Below are 21,834 nucleotides of genomic sequence, written 5' to 3'. Positions count from 1 at the left end.
CTTTTTTGTGAAAAACCCGTGCGCTCAGTGATTACTTGATGCCTCGGGCAATTTTGCCTTTCTAAAAGCGTCCATCCGCTTCATCGCCTGTCCTTCGAATTCCCGCCTCAATTGCCATTTTGGCCGATCCAGTTGCAGTTCCCACTGGAATAGCTTTTGGTACAGCGCGGTTACTTTTTCCGGGTATTGCCGGGCAAGATTATTGCTTTCACTGGCATCGTCGACAAGATTATAGAGTTCGGCAGGCCTGTCCGGGAAACGCAGTAGTTTCCAGTCGCCATCCCGAATAGCTGCGCGGTTTTCTTTTTTCCAGTAGAGGGACTGGTGCGGCTTTCCGGTGGTTTCGGCGGTGAGGTAGGGTAAAAGGTTTACTCCGTCGATTCCTTTAAGGTTCGATGAATCTCCACCAGCGGCGGAGTAAAACGTCGGCAGCAGGTCGAGTAGGCTGCTGGGGTGGGCGAATGTCTGGTTTGCCGGTATCTGGCCAGGCCACTGCGTGACAAACGGCACCCGGATTCCCCCTTCCAGATGCGTGGCCTTGGTGCCGCTCAGGGGATAATTATTGGAGGCGTTGTGATCCGTGGGCCCGCCGTTATCGTTGGTAAACACAACCAGGGTGTTGTCGATCAAGCGTGTTTTTTCCAGTGTGTTGAGCAGCTTACCAACACCTCTGTCCAGGGCCCTGGTCATGGCAGCGACTTTCTGGCGATTGCCGGAAAGTTGAGGGAAGGCAGCCAGATCCTCTGGCAACGCGTCCATGGGGGCGTGCACTGCAGTGTACGAAAGGTAGAGGAAAAAGGGCTTGTCTTGGTTGCGCTCGACAAAGGCGACCGCCTCATCGGTCAGCGCGTCGGTAAAGTATTTTGGTGTTTCCGCGAAAACACCGAAGCCGCGCTCGAGAAAATCCTCCCGGCGGTGGTTGGGATTACTTTCATCGAATGGGAAGTAGGAGCGGGCGCCGCCGCGAAAACCGTAAAACTCGTCAAAGCCCCGTTTCAGCGGGTGGAAGCGATCCGCATTGCCTAAGTGCCATTTGCCCAGAATGGCGCTGTGGTAGCCCAGTGGTTTGAGGTAATCCGCGATGGTTTTTTCGTCCAGCGGCAGGCCCATATCGTCCCCGGTGGCGCCACTTGCACTCATATAGCCCGGCACATTGTTTTCCTCATAGCCGAAACGCTGCTGGTATTTTCCGGTGATCAGGCCCGCGCGGGATGGCCCACATACCGCGGCACTTACATAGGCCTGCGCAAAACGGGTGCCGTTTTTCGCGATGCGGTCAATGTTCGGTGTCTGAAACACCTCGCTGCCTTGAAAGCCGAAATCCGCGTAGCCCGCGTCGTCCGCTAGAATCAGAACGATATTTGGTTTTTTTGGGGCCGCGGCGGCCGCGGACGGTATGGTGAGCGCAGCGATTATCGGTAAGGTGAGTAGCGCGGCAACCAATCGGCCGCTGATCCGGAATGACATGTTGCCCCCCAATGCTGATTAATTGGGGTAGTGTAACGCCATCTGTATATTGTTAACAAAGAGGGCTGTTGGCGGTGCAAATCCGGAAGGACCACTGACGGGATGACCCGGGTGCAAGTATCGGCGTTGTATTTCGGTCAATCAGCTCACGCAGGCTATCGGCATTGCCGATGGCGGGTTCCAGTACCAGATTAGAGTACGGAGTTCCCCGTCCCCAGCCCAGCCTCCGTGGGTCGGCCACAGCGCAGGGTTACACATGCGTCCAGGAGTGCCCGTAAAGTTCTCCGTGATCGAGCAGAGCAAGCCCCGCAAACACGCCAGCGTCGGACGGAAGTTCGCAGGCATCCACACTGGGAAAGCACTCTTCCACACCGCCGGTATCGTGCAGCCGGGTGTAGCAGTCAGAGGGAACGGCTTCCCTGTGGCATATACATTTATTTCTTCACAGCCATTGGCGCTGACGACGAACAATTCCGGATCTAGCGACGCGGGCACGCGGGTTATGGCCCCGAATAGGTTCCTGTATATTATCTGCCCCTTAAAGTATCCCAGGAACCGCAATCAGCGTATGAAATACATCCTAGGCGCCTACGCCACCGCCCCCATGACCGAAACCTGGCAGCCGGAGGTTCAGGAGAAATACCTGAACGGCATCAAACAGCTGGGCAATCTGCGGGGCCTGGAGCATCCGTTCACCGGGCAGTTGCATGCCCATGACGACGACTGGTTTCTGGGTAATATTGACCCGGAGTGGGATTTTGTATTTACCGGCGTGCCCGGTGTGATGGGACGTCTGGGCAAGAATGCGGCCTTTGGTATCGCGTCGGATGACGAGGCCGGGCGCGCCGAGGGGGTTGAATTTTACCGCCAGATGCACGCGGCAGTGCTGAAGCTCAATATGCACCTCGGGCGCAATGGGGTAGAGGCCGTACAGTTGCACACCAGCCCCAATCGCACTGCCGCTCAGTCCTCTGTTGTATCGCTCAGGCACTCTCTGGAGGAAATCACCTCCTGGGACTGGAGTGGCGCAAACCTGGTTATCGAGCATTGCGATGCGTTTGTGGAAGGCCTGAAGCCAGAAAAAGGCTTCCTTTCCGTGCAGGAAGAGATCGACTGTCTGCTGGAAATGAACCAGGACCGCGAACAAAAACTGGGCATTTGCATCAACTGGGGACGTTCGGCCCTGGAGACACGCAGCGTAGAAGGCCCGCTGGAGCACCTGCGACTGGTGCGCGAGGCGGGACTGTTGCGCGGTCTGATGTACTCCGGCATTTCCGATGTTGAAACCCCCTACGGCGTATGGCGCGATACCCATATGCCGCCGGCGGAAGTATTTAAGGGCGGTCAATTTGCCGAAGGCTCACTGCTCACGCGGGAACAGCTGGCACTGACCCTGGAAGCCGCGGACTGGCAAAAGCTCGACTATCTGGGTGCGAAAATCGGCGTGCGACCGACAGATCTGGATGCAGCTTCCCGGGTAGCCTATAACCGGGATTGCTTAGCTGCACTCGACCTTTTGACAAAATAGGTGCTTAGGAATTTGCCGCGCGTGTGTGCAAGTCGCTCGGCCTCTGAGGGGGCGCATATTTACGGCAAGAGCCGCTACGGATATAAAAAAACGCCCCTGGGAAGGGGCGGTGAAGCGAGAGAAGAGCTTGCGTTGCGGCGCAAGCAAAGGTCGCGAAGAGTCAATCGCAACTGACAACATGTAGCGAACTGCAAACTACGCTGCAGTTCGCTACGGGAGAAAACTTTACCCAAGCGCCTGTGCGCGTTTTGCCGCATCCACCATGATGCGTGCTTTGTCCGCGATCTGGCTGGCGTTGTCGCCGGCAGCGTAGATATTTGAGCCGAGGCCGAAACCGCGTGCACCGGCTTTCCAATACTCTTCCATGTTGGTATCGGTAATGCCGCCCACCGCCAAGGTGAGAACATCTTTCGGAACCACCGCGCCGAGTGAGGCCAGGTACTGGGCCGGAAAGTCTGCCACCGGGAACATTTTCAGTACCCGGGCGCCCGCCTTGAGCGCGCTGAACGCCTCGCTAGGGGTGAGGCAGCCGGGAACGGAAATCAGCTTCCGGTCATTGGTGGCTCGAATTACTTCTGGATCACAGTTCGGTGAAACAATGATCTTTCCGCCCGCATTTTGTACACTCTGTACCTGCTCCGGTGTGAGCACGGTGCCGGCGCCGCAGATAGTGGTTTCAGCGAAGTCATCCATGATCTTTGCCAGCCGCTCGATGCTGTTGAGTGGCTCAATCGGGGAGTTCAGCGGAATTTCGATGACACGGACCCCGGCTTCCAGCAGGGTATTGGCGACCATGTCGATCTCGTCCGGGGTGACGCCTCGAATGATGGCAATCAGGGGGCAGGCTTCCAGCGCCTGGTGAAACTGCTGACTCAGCATCGTGTATTCCTGTGCTCTTTACTGATCTTTTCCCGGTGACGGGGCAGGATGGATGCAGTATAAAGGGAGGTAGGAATATTTGTATATAGTTAATTGTTAACAAAAAAGGATTGAGGTTGTATGATGGGCCAACATTACGTGGCGGCCGACCGTACGACCTGACGATACCCCAGCGTATTTGTGGTCGGAGTGCCCATAACAATAAAAGAGGGTTATCCGATGAGAGGATTCCAACTGACCGCCTTTAAGTTTGCTGCGATCGTGGCATTCGGTGGTTTCATTTTCGGTCTCGATGCGGCGCTGATCTCCGGCACCGTGCGATTTATTACTGCCGAGTTTACGCTGTCGGACCTGCAAGTGGGCACTGTCGTCAGCGCCCCCGGTTTCGGGGTTATTTTCGCGCTGATGGTTACCGGGCGCATCTGCGATGCGTGGGGCCGAAAAACCGCGCTGCTGTTGATTGCCGCCCTCTATCTCGTCTCCGCAATAGGCTCTGTACTCGCGCCCAATTTTGAAATGCTTGTGGCTGCGCGCTTCCTTGGTGGCCTTGCGTTTACCTCACTTTCCCTTGCCTCCATGTATATCGGCGAAATCGCACCGCCGCAAATGCGCGGCAAACTGGTGTCCATGAACCAGATCACTACTGTGGTGGGGCTCTCCGCGGCGTACTTTGCCAACTATCTGATTTTGCAGGCATCCAATGCGGATGCCGCCTGGGTGACCGCATTGGGGATCGATCAGTACACCTGGCGCTGGATGCTGGGTGTGGAAGTGATCCCGGCACTGATCTGGCTGCTGATGCTGCTGCAAATTCCAGAGAGTCCGCGCTGGCTGGTGCTGAAGGGTCGTCTGGATGAGGCACGCGCGGTTATGGGCAAACTGTTGCCGGAAGGGCATATTGAGCCTCATATTCTAGAAATCCAGGAGAGCGCGGCCGCCGCGCCGACCGGCAGCTTCCGTCAGCAAGTGGCCGAAATCTTTAAGCCGCGTCTGCGTACCGCCTTCTGGGTCGGCCTGGTGATTGCTGTTGCTCAGCCGATTACGGGGATCAATGCGATTATGTTCTATGCGCCCACCGTGTTTGAGCAGGTGGGCATCGGCACCAATGCCGCCTTCATGCAGGCGGTGATTGTGGGGGTGGTAAGTGTAATGTTTACTATTCTGGCGCTGTTGCTGATTGACCGCCTCGGCCGCCGCCCGCTGGTGCTGTTTGGTCTCGCCTGGGGAGGCGCAAGCCTGTTTTTGTGCAGTTGGGCGTTCAGCCAGGCGAGCTATGAATTAACAGTGTCTTCCCTGCAGGCGCTGGCCGACGCGAATATTGACGTGTCCGGGCTTCAGGCACTGGTGGGCACCGCGTTTGAAACTGACGTGGCTTTCAAGCAGGCCATGTACCAGGCCCTGGGCGAGGCGACGGCGCGGGCCAACGAGGGGGCGTTGATTCAGGAAGCAATCCAGATCGACGCGACGCTGGTGTTGATGGGCATCATGTGCTTTATCGCTTCGTTCAACCTGTCTATTGGGCCGGTAATGTGGGTGCTTTTCTCGGAAATTTTCCCCACCTATGTGCGCGGCGTTGCCATTCCGTTCTTCGCATTGATCGTCAGCACCGTCAGCTACTTTGTGCAGCAGTTTTTCCCATGGCAGCTGAATAATATGGGGGCGACGGAAATCTTCCTGTTCTATGCCGCCTGTATCAGTGTCAGCCTGGTGTTGCTGTACCGCTTGTTGCCTGAAACCAAAAACAAATCCATCGAAGAGATTGAAGCGGCCATGGTGCGCGCGTAAGCGCGCGCCTGGGTGGACTGCTCAATAAAGTGAGAAGTTTTCATGTCTAAAGCCTTGCTGGATCAGAAGGTTGTTATCGTCACCGGTGCCGCTGCGGGCATCGGCTGGGGTATCACACAGGTGTGTGCCGAGGCGGGTGCCACGGTGGTGCTGGCGGATATCAACGATGCGAGTAACCGGGTGGAGACTCTGCGTGATCGCGGATTTGAAAGCGCCTACTTGCCGTTGAATGTGGGTGACGCCTCGGCGATTGCGCCGTTTATCGAATCGGTGGTGGAGCGTTTCGGCCGTATCGACGGCCTGGTAAACAACGCGGGCGTCACCATTGAGGGAAATTTTCTCGAGTTCGATCTGGATAAGCTCGACTGCCTGTGGGAAGTGAATCAGCGCTCGGTTTTTCTATTGTGCCAGGCGGCCGCGCGTCATATGCAGGCGGGTGCTGCCATTGTGAATATCGCGTCCAATCACGCCGGTGCCAGTGTCGCGGGATACGAGATGTATGCGGCCACCAAGGGCGCCATCGTCGCCATGACCCGCGCCATGGCCTGGAGCCTGGGTAAAAAAGGCATCCGCGTAAACAGCCTCTGCCCCGGGCTGACCAAAACCGAAGCGGTCGCCAAAGTGGCGGATGCAAATCCGGCGCTGGCGGCATCCTTCGACAAGATGCACGCAGACAATAAATACAACACGGTGGAAGAAGTAGGGCATATCGCCGCTTTCCTGCTTTCACCCTGTTCCGGTGCCATGACCGGTTCCAATATCACCGCGGACCACGGCCTCAGTGCCAGTCTGTGTCCCACCGACGATCTGAAATAAGCGGAGCACAAGGATGAAGATTACCGATATCAAGGTGTATCCCGCCTGGGTAGGGCACCGTAACCTTTGTCTGGTGAAGGTGGAAACCGATGCGGGCATTTACGGCTGGGGCGAGTCTGGCCTTTCCAGTCGCGAACTGGCCGTCGCTGGTGCGGTAAAGCATTTTCGTGAATTTTTGATTGGTCGTGATGCGCGCAACATCGGTGCCGTGTGGCAGGAGATGTACCGCAGTCAATATTTTGAAGGCGGCCGCGTACTCACCGCGGCGATTTCTGCGATTGATATCGCACTGTGGGATATTGCCGGCAAGGCATTGAACGTGCCGACCTACCAATTACTGGGCGGCAAGCAGCGCAATGAAATTCCACTGTTTGTGACCTCCACCAAGCCCATGGGCCAGGCGCTGCTGGACGATTTCCGTGCGCTGCGCGAGCAGGGCTGGGAAGTGATCCGCGCAACCACCGGCGAACACGGTTCCCCCACCGAGCCAACCACGTTTGATGTGCGCAAATCTATTGCCGCCGCAGCCGGAAGCCTGAAGGAAATCCGTCAGGAGCTCGGGGATGAGTTGGTACTCGGTATCGACTACCACCACCGCCTCTCCGTTGCCGAAACCGCGAGCTTCTGCCAGAAACTGGGGGAGGGCGTGCTCGATTTTCTGGAAGAGCCGATCCGCGATCAGTCGGTGTCGGCCTATCGGGGGCTGCGCAACATGGTGAATGTACCCTTTGCCATCGGCGAGGAGTTTGCCAGCAAGTGGGATTTTCTGCCCTATATCGAAAAAGACATTACCAACTTTGCCCGCATCGACGTGTGCAACGTGGGCGGTTTGACCGAGGCGATGAAAGTGGCCGCGATGGCAGAAAGCCATTACATCGACATCATGCCCCACGATCCGCTGGGCCCGGTGTGTACCGCGGCAACCATCCAGATGTGTGCGGCGGTACCGAATCTGTCCTGGTGTGAAATTGCCCCCTACGACAGCAACAAGTCGGATCACGACAAGTATTTCATCAACCGGCCGAAAGAAGTAAATCGGGTGTATCCGGTGGGGGATGCACCGGGCATCGGTATCGATGTGAACGAGGAAATGATTGCCGAGCAGTCGTTCAAGTTCTGGGAAGCACCGCGGTTGTACAAGCCGGATGGCAGCTACACCAATTGGTAAGAAATCTACTGCGTATGCCGGACGGCGTTCGGCGAGTATCAAAAAATAAAATGAGTGAGACGATGGAAACCACAGCCTTTGCCAAAAAAACTACTGGGCCACTGATGCGCTCCGTGTTGAGCCTCGCCATTACCGCGGCAGCTTTGAGCGGACTAGCCGCCTGCTCCGGCGAACGGAAGGGTAGTGAACCGAGTGTGAGCGCGGTGAGCAGCGCAGACTCTAATCTATTGGCGCAGGACTTTGTGCTGGAGAATTTTGACAGCGGGGGTATTCCCGGGTCGGTGCAGGTCAACAATGGCACTGCCAACCTGGTGGATGACGGTGCCGGCGGCAAAGCGCTGCAGGTAAAGCTCAACCTTGCCGATAACAACGGCGCCGGCCTGGTCATCAAGCCGGCGGAAGCCTGGGATTGGAGCGAGTTCTCGGATTTCAACCTCGCGTTTGATGTGGCCAACCACGGCGAGGAATCGGTACAGATCGATGTCACCATGGGCGATAAAAATGGTGATTTCTATACTCGTGGCCTGGTAGTGCCTGCGGACGGAACTTCGCGTACATACTACGCCAAACTGCACGGCCACGATCAGGAAGATCCCAAGGCGGCGGCCCAGAACGAATTCAACTTCGCCTCTGGCCTGCGCTCCAATCCGCCTACCTGGCAGTCCGACGACATCATGCTGCATTCCTTCTGGGGCAAAAAACTACTGGATCTGTCCGGTATTACCCAGATCGCTTTTGGCTCTGATGGCAGCCTGAGCAACCGTCAGTACACCATCGACAATCTGCGCTTGCGCGCAAACCCGGAGATGGATAAAAACTTCCTCACCGGCCTGCTGGACAAATACGGCCAGAACGCCAAGGTCGACTATCAAGGCAAGATCCACTCGGACGAAGAGCTGAAGAAAGTCGTCGAGGAGGAGCTTGCCAGTCTTTCCGGAAAACCCAACGCGGATCGCTCTAAATTCAGCGGCTGGAAGAGCGGCCCGCAACTGGAAGCCACCGGTTATTTCCGCACAGAAAAGGTCAACGGCAAGTGGGCCATTGTAGATCCAGAGGGATATCTTTACTTCTCCACCGGGATCGACATTATCCGCCTGTCGAACTCTTCCACCATCACCGGCTACGACTACGACCAGGCGCTGATCCCCAAGCGCAGTGCCGATGAAGTGATTGCGGAAGACGATCAGCCCCTGAACCGTGTCAATGAAGCAGCCTGGGCCACACGCGAACTGATCTCCGAAACCCGCGCGAACATGTTCAACTGGTTGCCGGGTTACGATGATGAGCTGGGCAATCACTACGGCTACCGCCGTGAAACCCAGTCCGGTCCGTTGAAGCACGGCGAGACCTTCAGTTTCTACAGTGCCAACCTCGAGCGTCGCTACGGAGAAACCTATCCCGAGTCTTATCTGGACACCTGGCAGAGGGTAACGGTTGATCGCATGCTGGATTGGGGCTTTACCTCCCTCGGCAACTGGGCTGCGGACCCTTTTTACGAGCAGCAGCGCATTCCATTTGTAGCCTTTGCGGACATTATCGGTGAGTTCAGCACACTGAGCAGTGGCTTTGATTTCTGGCATCCTGTGCCTGATCCCTACGATCCGCGTTTTTACCAGCGCTCAGTCGTGGCGGCGAAGGCGGTAAGCGAGCAGATCCAGGCGAGCCCTTGGTGCATGGGTATTTTCTTCGATAACGAGCAGAGCTTTGGTCGGCTGGAAAGCGACGAGCTGCACTACGGTATCGTGATCAACGCGCTGTCCCGGGATGCTGCGGATACCCCGGCCAAGGGTGCGTTCACCAAAGTGGTGAAAGAAAAGTACGGCACCATTGAGGCATTGAACAAAGCTTGGAATAAAAACGTCGCTTCCTGGGAGGCGTTCGAGAAGGGCATGGATTCCACGCTCACCACCGATGCCCAGCGCGAAGATTACGCGACCCTGTTGTTTGAATACGGCAACCAGTACTTCGGCACCATCAACAAAGCGATGAAGTCTGTGCTTCCGAATCACCTGTATCTCGGCTCCCGTCTGCCGAGCTGGGGTATGCCGCCGGAAATCGTCAAGGCGGCGGGCAAGAATGTAGACATCATCAGCTACAACCTCTACGAGGAAGGGCTGGTGCCGTCCAAGTGGGATTTCCTGGCGGAAATCGACAAGCCCAGTCTGATCGGTGAGTTCAGCTTCGGCTCCGACGATCAGGGGCATTTCCACCCGGGTATCGTGATCTCCGCGGATCAGAAAGACCGTGGCCGTATGTTCAAAAACTATATGCACTCGTTTATCGATAACCCCTGGTTTGTGGGTGTGCATATGTTCCAGTACATGGATTCCCCGATCACCGGCCGCGCCTACGACGGTGAGAACTATGCCAATGGCTTTGTATCGGTAGCGGATGTTCCTTACGCGGAGCTAGTCAAGGCGGCCAAGGAAGTCCACGAGGGACTTTACGAACGGCGCTTTGGCGATGTGAAGTTGGAAAAAGAGTAAACGCGCCTGCGGCAAACCTAGGGTGATGAATGAAAGCGCGCTGTCCGTAAGGGCATCGCGCTTTTTTTGTTGGCAAAACAAGGGTTTATGCCTGACATATACCATTAAAGGATTTACATTGGTCTTGGATGACTGTAGATTGTTAACAAAATATCCTTGTAGACAGAATAGCGATCATTTGTTCCCGGGTAACAGCGCGCGAAACCCTCAATCCTCTGTTTAGCGTAATTCGCAGTATTTTTATTCCTATACGCAGGGGTTTTTTGGGTCTGCGTGCTGGCGGCGGGCTGCCGTCCCTCGGATGTTGAGGGCGCAGGGCATCCGGATACTACCGGTCAGCTCGAAAACCTTCCGCTAAACCTGGCTGTGGGACACGGGATTTCGGTGGAGGCGAGGGTCGCCGGGCGTCGCTTTCACGTCTGCAGGTGGATGCCGGGGCTTCGCCACTGAGGGCGGTCTTCTCCAGAAACACCTACGAGCCTGGGCTGGACGTCAGTCGGGGTGCGGCTGGGATTGGAGCCGCGTCGGAGCAGGCAAAAAATTTATTGATGTTAATTGTTAACAATATACAATGGTTCCATTGATTGAGGTCTAATCATTAGAAGTGTTGAAGTGCTAATAAAAAATCACGGATTTTGGGGTTCCTCCATGTTGATGGAAGTACAAGAGCAGGCCGCAGAGCTGCTGTCTTCGAGCACCATCGCTGCCACCAAGGTTGAGTATTACCAGATTCCTCTGGCGGAAGTGCTCTCCGACGCGCGTCACGGTGACCATACCCACTTTGAAGTGCTGGTGTTTCGTGTGCGTTGCCAGGATGGCCTGGAAGGCGTGGGGTACACCTACACCGGCGGCCGCGGTGGTCGTGCCATTTACTCCCTGTTACAGGATGACATTCAGCCGCTGCTGGAAGGCCGCGATGCGTCGGACATCCTTGCTATCTGGGAGGGCATTCAGTCCCATCTACATTATGTGGGCCGCGGTGGTTTGCTGAGCTTTGCGCTGTCAGCGGTAGACATCGCTTTGTGGGATCTGCGCTGCAAGCGTCTCGAGCTACCGCTGTGGAAAGTGGCTGGTGGTGCGGGCAATACCACCAAGTGTTATGCCGGAGGTATCGACCTGAATTTCTCCGAGACCAAACTGCTGGACAATATTTCCAGCTACCTGGCCCGCGGTTTCGACGCGGTGAAGATCAAGGTCGGTAAGGAAAATTACAGGGAAGATGTTGCGCGGGTAGAGGCGGTGCGCAAGCTGATTGGTGACGACGTCACCTTCATGGTGGATGCGAACTACTCGATGACCATTGAGCAGGCGGTACGCTTTGGCCGCGCCATCGATCACTGCGATATTACCTGGTTCGAAGAGCCCACCATCCCCGATGACTATCCGGGGTATGGCCGTATTGCTGAGGCCATCAATATTCCCCTGGCGATGGGTGAGAATCTGCACACGGTGCATGAGTTCACTTATGCCATCGCGCAATCCAAGCTCGGATTCCTGCAGCCGGATGCGTCCAATATCGGTGGTATCACCGGATGGTTGAAAGTCGCTGAGCTGGCCTACGCGCACAACCTGCCGGTGTGCAGCCACGGAATGCACGAATTGCATGTGTCGCTGATGGCAAGCCAGCCCCACGCGGGCTATCTGGAAGTGCACTCTTTCCCCATAGACGAATACACGACCCGTCCGATCGTGCTGGAAAACGGCCGCGCTGTTGCCTCCAGCGAGCCGGGTACCGGGGTGACTTTTGATGAAACCCTGCTGCGACCACACCTGGTCAAGCACTCTTAATAGGTGATGTTCATGCAAGCTCAAGCTGCTCAGTATGTCGGCAACAAATCGTTTGAAGTTGTAGAAGGGCGCTGTGAAGCGCCGGCGGCGGATGAGGTTCGTCTGAAAGTGGGTTATGTGGGTATCTGTGGTACCGACATGCATATCTATCACGGCGTGATGGATCAGCGTGTAAAGCCACCGCAGGTTGTCGGCCATGAAATGTCTGGCGTTGTGGATGCGGTGGGTGAGAACGTAAAAGACTACAGCGTCGGTGAGCGCGTTGTAGTGCGCCCACTGGACTACTGTGGCGATTGCCCGGCGTGTAACGAGGGTCACAGCCATGTCTGCCATAACCTGAAGTTTATGGGCATCGACTCTGTGGGTGCGTTCCAGAGCTTTTGGAACGTCAAGGCCCGTACCCTGCACAAGCTGCCGGAAAACGTCTCCTTGCAGCAGGGCGCACTGATCGAACCGCTGGCCGTTGCTTGCCACGATATTTCCCGCGCGCGCCTGAAAGCGGGCGAGAAGGCCGTCATTCTTGGCGGTGGACCCATCGGCCAGTTGGTGGCCCAGGTTGCCCTCGGCATTGGTGCCGAGGTGATGATTTCTGAGCCCAGCCCCGAGCGCCGCGCTTTTGCGGAAAAAACCGGTGCGCTGGCGGTTAACCCCATCGAGCAGGACCTGAAAGCGGCAGTGGAAGACTGGACTCGTGGCAAGGGCGCCGATGTGGTATTTGAGGTTTCCGGCGTGCAGCCGGCGGTCGATGCCATGACCGAGATTGCCGCGGTACGCGGACGCATCTGCATGGTGGCCATCCACTCCCAGAAACCGCAGCTGGATCTGTTCAAGTTCTTCTGGCGTGAGCTGGAGCTGGTGGGTGCGCGTGTGTACGAAGCACAGGATTTCGAGCAGGCCATCGACATGGTTGCCAGTGGCAAGATCGACCTGGTTCCGTTTATCAGCAAGGTCGCGCAACTGAACGATATCGGTAGTGCCTTTGCCTCCATGGACGGCAACCCGTCCGGTATGAAGGCGCTGGTTGCGTGTGGAGCCGAGGACTGAGCTGTCCTGGGTATTCCCGAAATAGAATTGAGAGAGTAAAACGATGTTGGAACAATTCAGCCTTGCCGGCAAAAAAGCTCTGGTGACCGGTTGTAACCGCGGGATCGGCAAAGCCATGGCCGTTGCCTTGGCGGAAGCGGGAGCGGATGTGATCGGCGTATCCGCCAATCTGGACCTGAACGATTCCGCAGTGGGTCGCGAAGTGGCGGCCGTTGGCAAACAGTTCTTTCCTTACCAGTGCGATTTCTCCGACCGCAGTTCCCTTTACGGTTTTATCGACAAGGTGAAAAGCGAACACGCTAAGATTGATATTCTGGTCAATAACGCCGGTACCATTCTGCGTGCGCCGGCGGCGGAGCACGGGGATGACCTGTGGGACAAGGTGATCGAAGTCAACCTGAATGCCCAGTTCATTCTGAGCCGTGAAATCGGCAAGGAAATGGTTGCGCAGGGTTCCGGCAAGATCATTTTCACCGCCTCTCTGCTGACCTTTCAGGGTGGTATTACCGTACCGGGTTATGCGGCCAGTAAAGGTGCCATTGGTCAGATCACTATGGCGTTGTCCAACGAGTGGGCGTCGAAAGGTGTCAACGTGAACGCCATCGCCCCGGGTTATATCGCCACCGATAACACCCAGGCACTGCGCGAAGACAGTGAGCGCGCCGCGAGCATTCTCGCGCGTATTCCCCAGGGCCGCTGGGGACAACCCGAAGACTTTAAGGGGCCGGTGGTATTCCTGGCTTCCGAAGCTTCCAATTATATGAATGGCAGCGTCCTCCTGGTGGACGGTGGCTGGATGGGGAGATAACTATGGCTCTCGAATTGAAAACCAACGTCAACTTTGTAAACGGCGAGTACGTTACTTCCAAGGCCGACGGCACCATTGAAGTACTGAACCCGAGCACCGGAGAAGTGCTGGGCAGTATTCCAAAAGGCTGTGCGGAAGACGCAGACGTTGCACTGCAGGTCGCCAAAGACGCGCAAAAGCCCTGGGCGAAACGCACCGCGCGCGATCGCGCGGCAGTACTGCGCAAGTTCGCGGCGGCCATTCGTGCGGAAACAGAATCGCTGGCGGAGCTGCTGGTAAAAGAGCAGGGCAAACTGATCGGTGTCGCCCGCGATGAAGTCAACGCGACCGCGACCTTTATCGAATACGCCTGTGATAATGCGCTAACCCTGGAAGGCGACATTCTGCCCTCGGACAACGAAGACGAAAAAATCTATATCCACAAGGTTCCGCGGGGCGTTGTGGTGGCGATTACTGCTTGGAACTTTCCGCTGGCACTGGCCGGGCGCAAGATCGGCCCGGCGCTGATCACCGGCAACACCATTGTGATCAAGCCAACCCAGGAAACCCCGCTCACCACCATGGAGCTTGGGCGTATTGCCAATGAAGTGGGCATTCCTGCCGGTGTGCTGAACATCGTCAATGGCGAAGGTTCGATTGTCGGCCAGGCCCTGTGCGAAAGCCCGCTGACCGCGATGATCACCATGACAGGCAGCACCCGCGCCGGCCAGATCATTCACCAAGCCAGTGGCAAGCACATGATTCCGGTGATGCTGGAACTGGGTGGCAAGGCGCCGTTTATCGTGATGGAAGACGCGGATCTGGATAAGGCCGCGGAAGCCGCTCTCTGGACCCGCTACGCCAACTGCGGACAGGTGTGCACCTGCGCCGAGCGCTTGTATGTGCACGAAAGCGTGTACGACGCGTTTATGGACAAATTCCTGCCAAAGGTGAAGGCCCTGAAAGTGGGCAACCCGCTGGATGAGTCCTCGCAGATGGGGCCTAAAGTCAACGCCCGTGAGATCGAACACATTCACGAGCTGGTGCAGAAAAGCATTGCCCAGGGCGCCGAGCTGGCAACCGGCGGCAAGCCTGCTCAGGTGGCCGGGTTTGAAGGTGGCAACTGGTACGAGCCCACCGTGCTGACCAACGTGCAGCAGGACAACATTCTGGTGCACGAGGAGACCTTTGGTCCGATTCTGCCGGTGGTCAAGATCTCCAGTATCGATGAAGTGATCGCCTACACCAACGACAGTGAGTATGGCCTGTCTGCGTACCTGTTCACCGAAAACCTCCGTTACATCCATCAGTCTATTGCGGAAATGGAAGTCGGCGAAGTTTACGTAAACCGCGGTATCGGCGAGCAGCACCAAGGCTTCCACAACGGCTGGAAGTTGTCCGGTATCGGTGGTGAGGATGGTCGCTACGGCCTTGAGCAGTACGTGGACAAGAAAACGGTCTACCTCTCGGAAGTTTGAGCTACTTCCGGACTCTTCCTTTCATCTCATCAGGATGGATACTTTGCGGGGACATTGGTCCCCGTTTTTTTGACGTTGATAAGGCGTTGAAGTTAGTAAAACGTTCGTGCACAAAAAAGCCCGGTACCTGGCCGGGCTTCAGTAACCTTTTTGCAGGTTATTTGATGTTTGCGCGCAGCGCGGTAGTGGCCACGTTGATCTTGTTGGCCCTGAGTGCGTCGAGAATAGCGCGGTGCTCATCCACGCAGTCTTTCGGCTGGGAGATGCGCTTGTAGTTCATACGCATGCGCAGCACGATGGGATACCACAGGTTGGTCAGCTCATCGCCACCGGCAGCCTGTACCAGGTAGCGGTGGAAGTCGATATCCGCTTTGGTGACCTCGTTAAATTCCTGCGCGTCAAAGGCGTCCTGCAGGCGGTCCAGAATGTCTTCCAGCTCGGCAAAATCCATCTCGCTCAGCTTGCCTTTTAGCTGGGAAATGGCGAACACCTCGATACGGCGGCGTATGTCGATCATCAGCTCCTGCATGGACGGGTCCAGTACGCTGTTTACCGACACCCCGCAGTTGTTCTTGGCAACCAGCAGGCCCTCTTTTGTGAGCTGCAGCAGTACGTCGCGCACCGGCCCACGGGAGACGCCGAAGCGATTGGCGAGCTGCTGCTCGTTCAGTTTGGTGGTGGGTGCGAGTTCTCCGGAAATGATGTCGGAGCGCAGTTGGTCCGCGATCTGCTCGCGCACCGGGATGATCTTTGTGGCTTCACGCATGATGGATTCTGCTCACCATTTATCTTGGGGTGGGGAAGTGACCTCTCCCACCGTGTCTTACATTGAGTTCAGCTGCCCCTGTGAATCCTTCACAGTGGTCGATCCTGTGGGGACGCTGACCAAAGGAGGAGGGCAGCCCTTGTTGCCCGCGATCGACAAGGCAATGCGGATACTTGTAATAAATCTACAACAAGACCCGGATAAACAGATAGTACCCCAGGCCGCAAGAAAAATCGCCATCTAACTGTTAACAATTGACAATGGAGCTGGTTAAATCCTGTTTCCGGCGACCGAAATATCCCGGGTAGGTGGGCTGGGGCCGAATTGAGCGTGATTATCGGTCAATGGTCAACAATCAACCAGTAAATAATTCAAAAAGGCAGTCGGAGTGCTCCAATGAGCGAAGTTCTAGTGTGTGACTGGGGAACCAGTAGTTTTCGGTTGATGAAGATTGGGGCCACAGGGGAAATAATTTCTCAGATAAGCACTGACAGGGGGATAAAAAGCCTGGAAGGGGCGGGGATGGAACCCTATCTGAAAGCACAGATGTCAGCCATAGGCGGTGCCAATTACCCGGTTGTCCTGTGCGGAATGGTGGGGTCTGGTATCGGCTGGCATGAAGTCCCTTACGTCGACTGCCCTGCATCAAAAGCATCCCTTGCCGCGGCTTTGGTGCAGGTTCCGGATACTGATTTGCAGGCCTGGTGTGTGCCCGGTGTGAAACGCATTACCCGCAGTGGTATTGCCGATGTCATGAGAGGAGAAGAGACCCAGATCATCGGCTGGTTGACCCAGGCGAGTCCTCAGGAGCAAGCGAAGGCCACGCTGTGTCTGCCCGGAACCCACAGTAAGTGGGTACATATCGAAGGTGGCGAGATCTGCGGGTTCAGCACGGCGTTTACCGGCGAGCTCTACGCCCTGCTCACCGCGCACAGCGTATTGGTCCAGGGAACGCAGGCACATTCGACAGACGCATTTACTGCCGGCTTGGCAGCCAGTGCAGGGGAGGCAGGGCTGATTCATCAGCTGTTTAATGCCAGAAGCCGTACCGTGCTGGGCCTGCAGTCGGGGGCGGCGAGTGCATCCTATCTCTCCGGGCTATTGATCGGCAGTGAGGTGGCTGCAATGGCAAGAGAGCTGGGGCAAGGAGAGCGTGTGCACCTGGTTTGTGGGGACAATCTGGCAGCGCCTTACGGCGAGGCGTTGCAGTATTTCGGTATTGAATATCGGCACTACTCGGGTAGCACCTATTCGGCACTGGGCCTGTCGGCAATCGCACGGGAGGCGAATGTCCTCTGAGCGTCTCGCTTGCGCCACCGGGAAACGCTTTCCGCGACACGATTGAGAGTTGCATCGCAGACTGGAAAAGCCGGCATCTAACCCATCCCTCGATGGTGGTGTGACCAACTACCCTATCTCCGTTCACCGCAAAAAAATAATGTCATAAATAGGATGATCGGAGATAACACAATGCAAAAAGCCAGTCTTTTTCTTTCTCTCGCCATTACCTCGGCGCTGTGGTCCATCAATACCCTTGGTGCTCCTGCCAAAGGCACGGCGGCGGGTGACAGTATCACCATGGGTTTCGCCGCCGACTGCACCGGCAACACGTTCTTTACCGGTGGTTTTTTCTGCCTGCTGGGCGGGGATCAACCGGAACACAGCTGGTTCGATGGCTGGGACAGCAGCGTCAACAGTGTCCACGATAAATACAAGGCGATAGACCCCAATGTTGCGGCCAACAAGAATGCCGCCCGTTCCGGTGCCGAGATGCGCGGCGGCAGTGACAATTTCAGCGTACAGGCGGACCGGATTCTTGCCGATACTTTGGTGGCGGATCACGTCGAGGTCGTGCTCGGCGGTAACGATATTTGCAACCGGGGCTGTGTCGATCCAGCCAATTGCTCGGACCCACTACTGACCGAGGGCGAGTGGCGCGGCGCGGTGCAGGCCGGGCTCGACAAGCTGGTGGGTGGCCTGCCGAGCGGTTCTACCGTGGTGCTGGGGTCGGTTCCACGGGTGCAGGACTTGCGCGCCGCGGGTATCGCCAAACAGTCGGGTAACTGGCGCGTCAACTGCGAAAGCGCTTGGTCCACCTTCGGTATCTGCCGCATAGCCACCAACGGCGGCACCATGAACGGTGAATCGTTTGCCACGCGCTACGCGGGTATCGAGTCGGCGCAGCGTCGGTACAACGAAGTGCTGCAGCAGGAGGCCGCTGCCTACAATGGAACCAATGGTGTGGAAGTGGTTGCGGAATACTCCGGGGCAGACCAGACCAATGTGGGCACCTTTACGTTCGGCAAAGATGATATTGATGGTGGGGACTGCTTCCATCCCAGCGTTCGTGGCCAGAACACGGTGGCGAACCTGATGTGGAATGGCAACCCGGACAAGTGATTGTCAGGCGGTGAACGGGGCTCCTGCGGGAGCCCTCTTATGGCTTCTACCCAGCTTAACGGGTGTCAGGCGCCGGCCGCTGGGCTCTACTCAGATTCTTTATCCTCGTCGGCCTTGTCATCGCTCTCCTGATCACTGTCTCCGTTGCCTTCCCCCTTGCTTTCCTCGCCGCTGCCCTCGTTGCCGCTATCCTGCTGCTCGAAATAGCTCTCCTCCTGCACCACGTATTGCACCCGCTCCGGTAGCCCGTTGCGCATATAGGTCACATCGACCACCTCGCCACTGGTGAGCGCGTCCCACAGCTGGTTCTGGCCGCTGTGCACCCAGGTATCGTTGACCCGCACAACCACATCGCCCTCCTCGAAGCCCAGTGCGGTGAAAAACTCGCTGTTCTCGATGCCCTCCAGCCGCAGCAGGTTGTGTCCATCCACCACGTGATCCGCGGCAACGAATTTCCGTTCCAGTTCGGCGCGGTTCTGCAGCTGCTTTTCCAGCCACGCCTGCCCCAGGGGCAATACGCCGGAGGGCGGGATCAGCTTGCGGGATTCACCGTCCGGTTGCTCGATGCGGCGCAGGGTGGCCTCGTCCCGCTGGGTATTGTTGGTCATGGGTACCCGCACGTAGTTGCCATCCTGCCCGCGCAGGGTGAGCCGCTGCAGATGGTCGTTGACCTGCAGGATGACGTGGCGCTCGTGTATCCGCTTCAGGGTGACCTCGGGCATCACAAGGTCGCCGGTAGAGAAGCGCCCGGCAGAGGCTTCGCGGACGCGGATTAGGGCGGTTGAGTGTTCCGGTTGCGAGGAAACACTGGTGCCGCTCAATTGCAGCGGCAAATCGGTCTCGGCAATCTGCTCGCCGGACGGTCGCCAGCGGGCGGCATCCTTGTGGGCACTCGCGGGGTCGTGCCCGAGCCGCTGCAGCTCCTGATCAATCCACATGGCGTAGTGCTCCGGGGTGCGCGGGCCTTTGGTATACAACCCGTTTACAAACACCACCGGCACGCTTTGTAGGCCGAGGGAGCGGGCCAGGGCGGTATCTGCGGTAACGCGATCGCTGCGCTCGGGTTCGTCCAGGCATTGGTTGAATGCGTCTTGTGCCAGCCCCAGCTGTGATACCAGCTGGCCGAAGGTAGTTACCTCCAGCGTCTTTGCCTTTGCGTAGAGGCCATCCGCGTAGGCCCATGGGGCGCCTTGCTGGTTGGCGCAGTGCGCCGCGATAGCGGCCTGCGCCCCCTCTCGGTGATAGTGCATGGGGAAATCAAACGGCACCACCGCAATCCAGCCGGCGTAGCGCTCCAGCAATTCCCGCAGCACCAGATTGGTGGCCGCGCAGTGTACCGACTGGTACGAGCAGAACACCGTGAGGGTTACCGGGGCGTCGGGGTTACCACGCAGGGGGCGGCCGCGGGTATCAAGGCTCAGTCGGGGAGGTTGGGGGTGCGGTAGCAGCCACTCCACCGCGGGCGCATCTGCGGCAGCGGCCTGCGACGGATGCCGGGCATCGATCATGGATTTGAGCGTATTGAAGCGTAGCTGGTACTCCGCCAGCGCCAGGTCGTGCCGCTCCAAGCGAATTTTCTGATCCACCTCTTGCAGGGTGATCGCGCTGTCGCCGATGCGCGCGACTATTTGTCGACCTGCTTGTAGACCTGCCTGATTTTCCTGCCCTGCAGTGGATGTGGAGCCGGGTTCATCCCGCGTATCCAGGCTACAGGCGCTGAGCAGCGCGGCAAACAATATTGGTAATAGCTGGAGGGCAGGGCGGTAGTGTTGATTATTCAGTGCGTCCATGGATTGAGATCCGCTCGTTATTATTCTGCGAGCAGTTCTAGCACATGGCCGTGTAAGTCTCTACCAAGCGTGGCTCGTACCTCGTATTGTGGCGGGAAAGATAACGCCTGGATCAATAGCCCGTGCCTATTGATTTTTTGCAACAATCTCGCTGACCAGCTCGGGGGTAAATAATGATTTGGAAAGATACTGCTGACCGCCGGATTGGGTGACCAGAATCAGTCCCAGATCGGTTTCAATCACGCGCTCGATGTCTGCCCACAACAGCGTTGTTTGTGAGTAGCTGCTCGTGGTGGTAATCCCTTCTTCATTAATGGTTAGCGTCACCTCGGTATTCGCACTCCTTGACAACATCTGCCGTGCCAGCCACCACGCCCGCCGGAATCGAATATGCAGCAGTTCCAGAATACCCAGGGCGACCAGCAGGTAGCCCAGAACTTTGGGCTGCTCGGTAAAAATCAGTGATCCGGAGCCTGCCGCAAGTAATAAAACTGGAAGCAGGTAATTGGGCTTGGCACCTTTCCCGTGGGGCCGAGACTGGTCAAAGCACTCGGCGAGGTATTCCCGGGATAGGGTGAATTGTGTCTTGAAAGGTTGCATAGAAATCGCTTGTTCGGGTGGTTAACTTTAAAGCTGGGATCGAATCAGAATTTATGTGTTGCCTCGGGTGTTGTGACCCTCTCTGCGTGGGCCGGGAAGCTCGTCGTGTTGGCGATTCCCATCACCGCAAAATGCGTTGGCAGTAGTGATATTGGTCGGTGTGCTTATGGCAGATAGCGCTCCGCAGAACTTATCGGAAAAATCGTATCCAGCGCCACAGCCTGAGTACATCCAGCAGGGCACCGGCCACATAAGTGAGGGCGCAGGCTTTGAGCACACTGTGGGCTTTGCCCCAGAGGTGTTCGGGCAGGTAGCCCTCACGGAGTATTGGCAGGGCCTTGTTGAAGCTCGCATCGTACTCTTCCGGCAGTATCGCCACGTACATGAGTGCGGAGGCGAGCATGGTAATCACTGCGACAACGCCAATCCACAGGAAGATAACTGGTGACTTGATCAGCAGGGTAAGGATGGGAGCCGCGATAAGGAGGGTCCCGCCGATCTTCTGGATCTGTCCGGCCCTGCCCAGGTACTTGTCCCGCAGTTTGGAGATAGGCTCTTCGCGGCAGAACTGCATTGCGTGGCCCACTTCATGGGCGGCCACCGCCACTGCAGTGACCGACTTGCCGTGGTACACATCAGGGCTCAGCGCCACAATTTTCTCCGACGGCGAGTAGTAGTTCTGGTCCTTGCCAGCCTCGATCACCTTTACACCCTCGAGTTCGTAGCGCTCGATCAGGTGTTTGGCCAGTTCGGCGCCAGACCCCGGCATATCACCAATTTCGGTGGAGTGCCGCCAGAGTACAAAGCGCACCCACAGCTGGGGGCCGATGATAAGGGCCACTAGGGCCAAGGTGATCAGTACGTAAGGCATCTGTGGCGATCGTGCTCAATAGGTCGCGGGGTTGGGTAGGTCGCTGCGTCGGACGTCAAAACTCTACCCCGGGCCCAATGATTATTCCAGCGCAACGGCGTGCCACCACCGCTGATCGCCTGGCGCTGCTAAGCTGTAGCGAACGCCGGCGTGAAGCCTGTAGTTTTATGCCGCCACTCAT

17 protein-coding genes are annotated in these 21,834 nt (G+C 57.0%); 11 read left to right on the top strand and 6 right to left on the bottom strand.

Features of this window, described 5'->3' with window-relative positions:
* Positions 1-24: 24 nt before the first annotated feature.
* On the bottom strand, positions 25-1,467 hold the full coding sequence (locus tag AU182_RS12615) for a sulfatase (protein WP_066965740.1): 1,443 nt from the start codon (positions 1,465-1,467) through the stop codon (positions 25-27).
* Between the two features lie 568 nt (positions 1,468-2,035).
* Here AU182_RS12615 and AU182_RS12610 point away from each other — a divergent pair.
* Entirely contained in the window at positions 2,036-2,995 is a 960-nt protein-coding gene (locus AU182_RS12610) for a DUF4862 family protein (RefSeq protein WP_066965738.1), read from the top strand.
* Between the two features lie 225 nt (positions 2,996-3,220).
* Here the strand turns inward: AU182_RS12610 and AU182_RS12605 are convergent, their stop codons facing one another.
* Entirely contained in the window at positions 3,221-3,874 is a 654-nt protein-coding gene (locus tag AU182_RS12605) for a 2-dehydro-3-deoxy-6-phosphogalactonate aldolase (RefSeq protein WP_066965735.1), read from the bottom strand.
* Positions 3,875-4,093: 219 nt separating this feature from the next.
* Between AU182_RS12605 and AU182_RS12600 the strand changes: the two genes are divergently transcribed.
* The 8 genes from AU182_RS12600 (at position 4,094) to aldA (ending at position 15,226) form a co-directional block, all read left to right on the top strand.
* On the top strand, positions 4,094-5,659 hold the full coding sequence (locus AU182_RS12600) for an MFS transporter (protein WP_066965732.1): 1,566 nt from the start codon (positions 4,094-4,096) through the stop codon (positions 5,657-5,659).
* A gap of 42 nt (positions 5,660-5,701) precedes the next feature.
* Complete coding sequence (locus tag AU182_RS12595) at positions 5,702-6,475, top strand: SDR family NAD(P)-dependent oxidoreductase (protein WP_066965728.1); 774 nt, start codon at positions 5,702-5,704, stop codon at positions 6,473-6,475.
* Positions 6,476-6,488: 13 nt separating this feature from the next.
* Positions 6,489-7,643, top strand: coding sequence for a mandelate racemase/muconate lactonizing enzyme family protein (locus AU182_RS12590; protein WP_066965726.1), 1,155 nt, complete (start codon positions 6,489-6,491; stop codon positions 7,641-7,643).
* Positions 7,644-7,693: 50 nt separating this feature from the next.
* Entirely contained in the window at positions 7,694-10,129 is a 2,436-nt protein-coding gene (locus tag AU182_RS12585; RefSeq protein WP_153039222.1) for a beta-galactosidase, read from the top strand.
* A 648-nt stretch (positions 10,130-10,777) separates the two neighbouring features.
* Positions 10,778-11,917 carry a mandelate racemase/muconate lactonizing enzyme family protein gene (locus AU182_RS12580; protein WP_227718246.1) on the top strand — a complete coding sequence of 380 codons (1,140 nt, stop codon included), beginning with the start codon at positions 10,778-10,780 and terminating at the stop codon, positions 11,915-11,917.
* A 12-nt stretch (positions 11,918-11,929) separates the two neighbouring features.
* Positions 11,930-12,961: a zinc-binding dehydrogenase gene (locus AU182_RS12575; RefSeq protein ID WP_227718245.1), complete on the top strand. Its 1,032-nt coding sequence runs from the start codon at positions 11,930-11,932 to the stop codon at positions 12,959-12,961.
* A gap of 43 nt (positions 12,962-13,004) precedes the next feature.
* The gene (locus AU182_RS12570) at positions 13,005-13,769 is read left to right on the top strand and encodes an SDR family NAD(P)-dependent oxidoreductase (protein WP_066965722.1); all 765 of its coding nucleotides are present in this window, start codon (positions 13,005-13,007) and stop codon (positions 13,767-13,769) included.
* A gap of 2 nt (positions 13,770-13,771) precedes the next feature.
* On the top strand, positions 13,772-15,226 hold the full coding sequence (aldA, locus tag AU182_RS12565; protein WP_066965721.1) for an aldehyde dehydrogenase: 1,455 nt from the start codon (positions 13,772-13,774) through the stop codon (positions 15,224-15,226).
* Positions 15,227-15,383: 157 nt separating this feature from the next.
* Here aldA and AU182_RS12560 read toward each other — a convergent pair whose 3' ends face one another.
* Positions 15,384-15,992, bottom strand: a complete 609-nt coding sequence (locus AU182_RS12560) for a GntR family transcriptional regulator (RefSeq protein WP_066965714.1) — start codon at positions 15,990-15,992, stop codon at positions 15,384-15,386.
* A 396-nt stretch (positions 15,993-16,388) separates the two neighbouring features.
* Between AU182_RS12560 and AU182_RS12550 the strand changes: the two genes are divergently transcribed.
* Together AU182_RS12550 and AU182_RS12545 are read left to right on the top strand one after the other, a co-directional pair.
* Positions 16,389-17,291: a 2-dehydro-3-deoxygalactonokinase gene (locus AU182_RS12550; protein WP_066965709.1), complete on the top strand. Its 903-nt coding sequence runs from the start codon at positions 16,389-16,391 to the stop codon at positions 17,289-17,291.
* 171 nt (positions 17,292-17,462) lie between these two features.
* Positions 17,463-18,392 (top strand): SGNH/GDSL hydrolase family protein, encoded by a 930-nt coding sequence (locus tag AU182_RS12545; RefSeq protein ID WP_066965705.1) that lies wholly within the window; start codon positions 17,463-17,465, stop codon positions 18,390-18,392.
* An 86-nt stretch (positions 18,393-18,478) separates the two neighbouring features.
* Here AU182_RS12545 and AU182_RS12540 read toward each other — a convergent pair whose 3' ends face one another.
* The 3 genes from AU182_RS12540 to AU182_RS12530 all read right to left on the bottom strand — a co-directional run bounded on the left by AU182_RS12540 (position 18,479) and on the right by AU182_RS12530 (position 21,653).
* Entirely contained in the window at positions 18,479-20,182 is a 1,704-nt protein-coding gene (locus AU182_RS12540) for a thioredoxin domain-containing protein (RefSeq protein ID WP_082859423.1), read from the bottom strand.
* A gap of 126 nt (positions 20,183-20,308) precedes the next feature.
* Positions 20,309-20,782 (bottom strand): YcxB family protein, encoded by a 474-nt coding sequence (locus tag AU182_RS12535; protein WP_066965700.1) that lies wholly within the window; start codon positions 20,780-20,782, stop codon positions 20,309-20,311.
* A gap of 190 nt (positions 20,783-20,972) precedes the next feature.
* Complete coding sequence (locus tag AU182_RS12530) at positions 20,973-21,653, bottom strand: zinc metallopeptidase (protein ID WP_066965697.1); 681 nt, start codon at positions 21,651-21,653, stop codon at positions 20,973-20,975.
* Positions 21,654-21,834 lie beyond the last annotated feature (181 nt).

The organism is Microbulbifer sp. Q7 (assembly GCF_001639145.1).
Taxonomy (GTDB): domain Bacteria; phylum Pseudomonadota; class Gammaproteobacteria; order Pseudomonadales; family Cellvibrionaceae; genus Microbulbifer.
This window is presented reverse-complemented; position numbering and strand designations above follow the sequence as displayed.

Excerpts from the sequence above, each read along its gene's own strand:
- AU182_RS12615 (WP_066965740.1), bottom strand. The coding sequence starts at position 1,467 with ATGTCATTCCGGATCAGCGGCCGATTGGTTGCCGCGCTACTCACCTTA.
- AU182_RS12610 (WP_066965738.1), top strand. The coding sequence starts at position 2,036 with ATGAAATACATCCTAGGCGCCTACGCCACCGCCCCCATGACCGAAACC.
- AU182_RS12605 (WP_066965735.1), bottom strand. The coding sequence starts at position 3,874 with ATGCTGAGTCAGCAGTTTCACCAGGCGCTGGAAGCCTGCCCCCTGATT.
- AU182_RS12600 (WP_066965732.1), top strand. The coding sequence starts at position 4,094 with ATGAGAGGATTCCAACTGACCGCCTTTAAGTTTGCTGCGATCGTGGCA.
- AU182_RS12595 (WP_066965728.1), top strand. The coding sequence starts at position 5,702 with ATGTCTAAAGCCTTGCTGGATCAGAAGGTTGTTATCGTCACCGGTGCC.
- AU182_RS12590 (WP_066965726.1), top strand. The coding sequence starts at position 6,489 with ATGAAGATTACCGATATCAAGGTGTATCCCGCCTGGGTAGGGCACCGT.
- AU182_RS12585 (WP_153039222.1), top strand. The coding sequence starts at position 7,694 with ATGAGTGAGACGATGGAAACCACAGCCTTTGCCAAAAAAACTACTGGG.
- AU182_RS12580 (WP_227718246.1), top strand. The coding sequence starts at position 10,778 with ATGTTGATGGAAGTACAAGAGCAGGCCGCAGAGCTGCTGTCTTCGAGC.
- AU182_RS12575 (WP_227718245.1), top strand. The coding sequence starts at position 11,930 with ATGCAAGCTCAAGCTGCTCAGTATGTCGGCAACAAATCGTTTGAAGTT.
- AU182_RS12570 (WP_066965722.1), top strand. The coding sequence starts at position 13,005 with ATGTTGGAACAATTCAGCCTTGCCGGCAAAAAAGCTCTGGTGACCGGT.
- aldA (WP_066965721.1), top strand. The coding sequence starts at position 13,772 with ATGGCTCTCGAATTGAAAACCAACGTCAACTTTGTAAACGGCGAGTAC.
- AU182_RS12560 (WP_066965714.1), bottom strand. The coding sequence starts at position 15,992 with ATGCGTGAAGCCACAAAGATCATCCCGGTGCGCGAGCAGATCGCGGAC.
- AU182_RS12550 (WP_066965709.1), top strand. The coding sequence starts at position 16,389 with ATGAGCGAAGTTCTAGTGTGTGACTGGGGAACCAGTAGTTTTCGGTTG.
- AU182_RS12545 (WP_066965705.1), top strand. The coding sequence starts at position 17,463 with ATGCAAAAAGCCAGTCTTTTTCTTTCTCTCGCCATTACCTCGGCGCTG.
- AU182_RS12540 (WP_082859423.1), bottom strand. The coding sequence starts at position 20,182 with ATGGACGCACTGAATAATCAACACTACCGCCCTGCCCTCCAGCTATTA.
- AU182_RS12535 (WP_066965700.1), bottom strand. The coding sequence starts at position 20,782 with ATGCAACCTTTCAAGACACAATTCACCCTATCCCGGGAATACCTCGCC.
- AU182_RS12530 (WP_066965697.1), bottom strand. The coding sequence starts at position 21,653 with ATGCCTTACGTACTGATCACCTTGGCCCTAGTGGCCCTTATCATCGGC.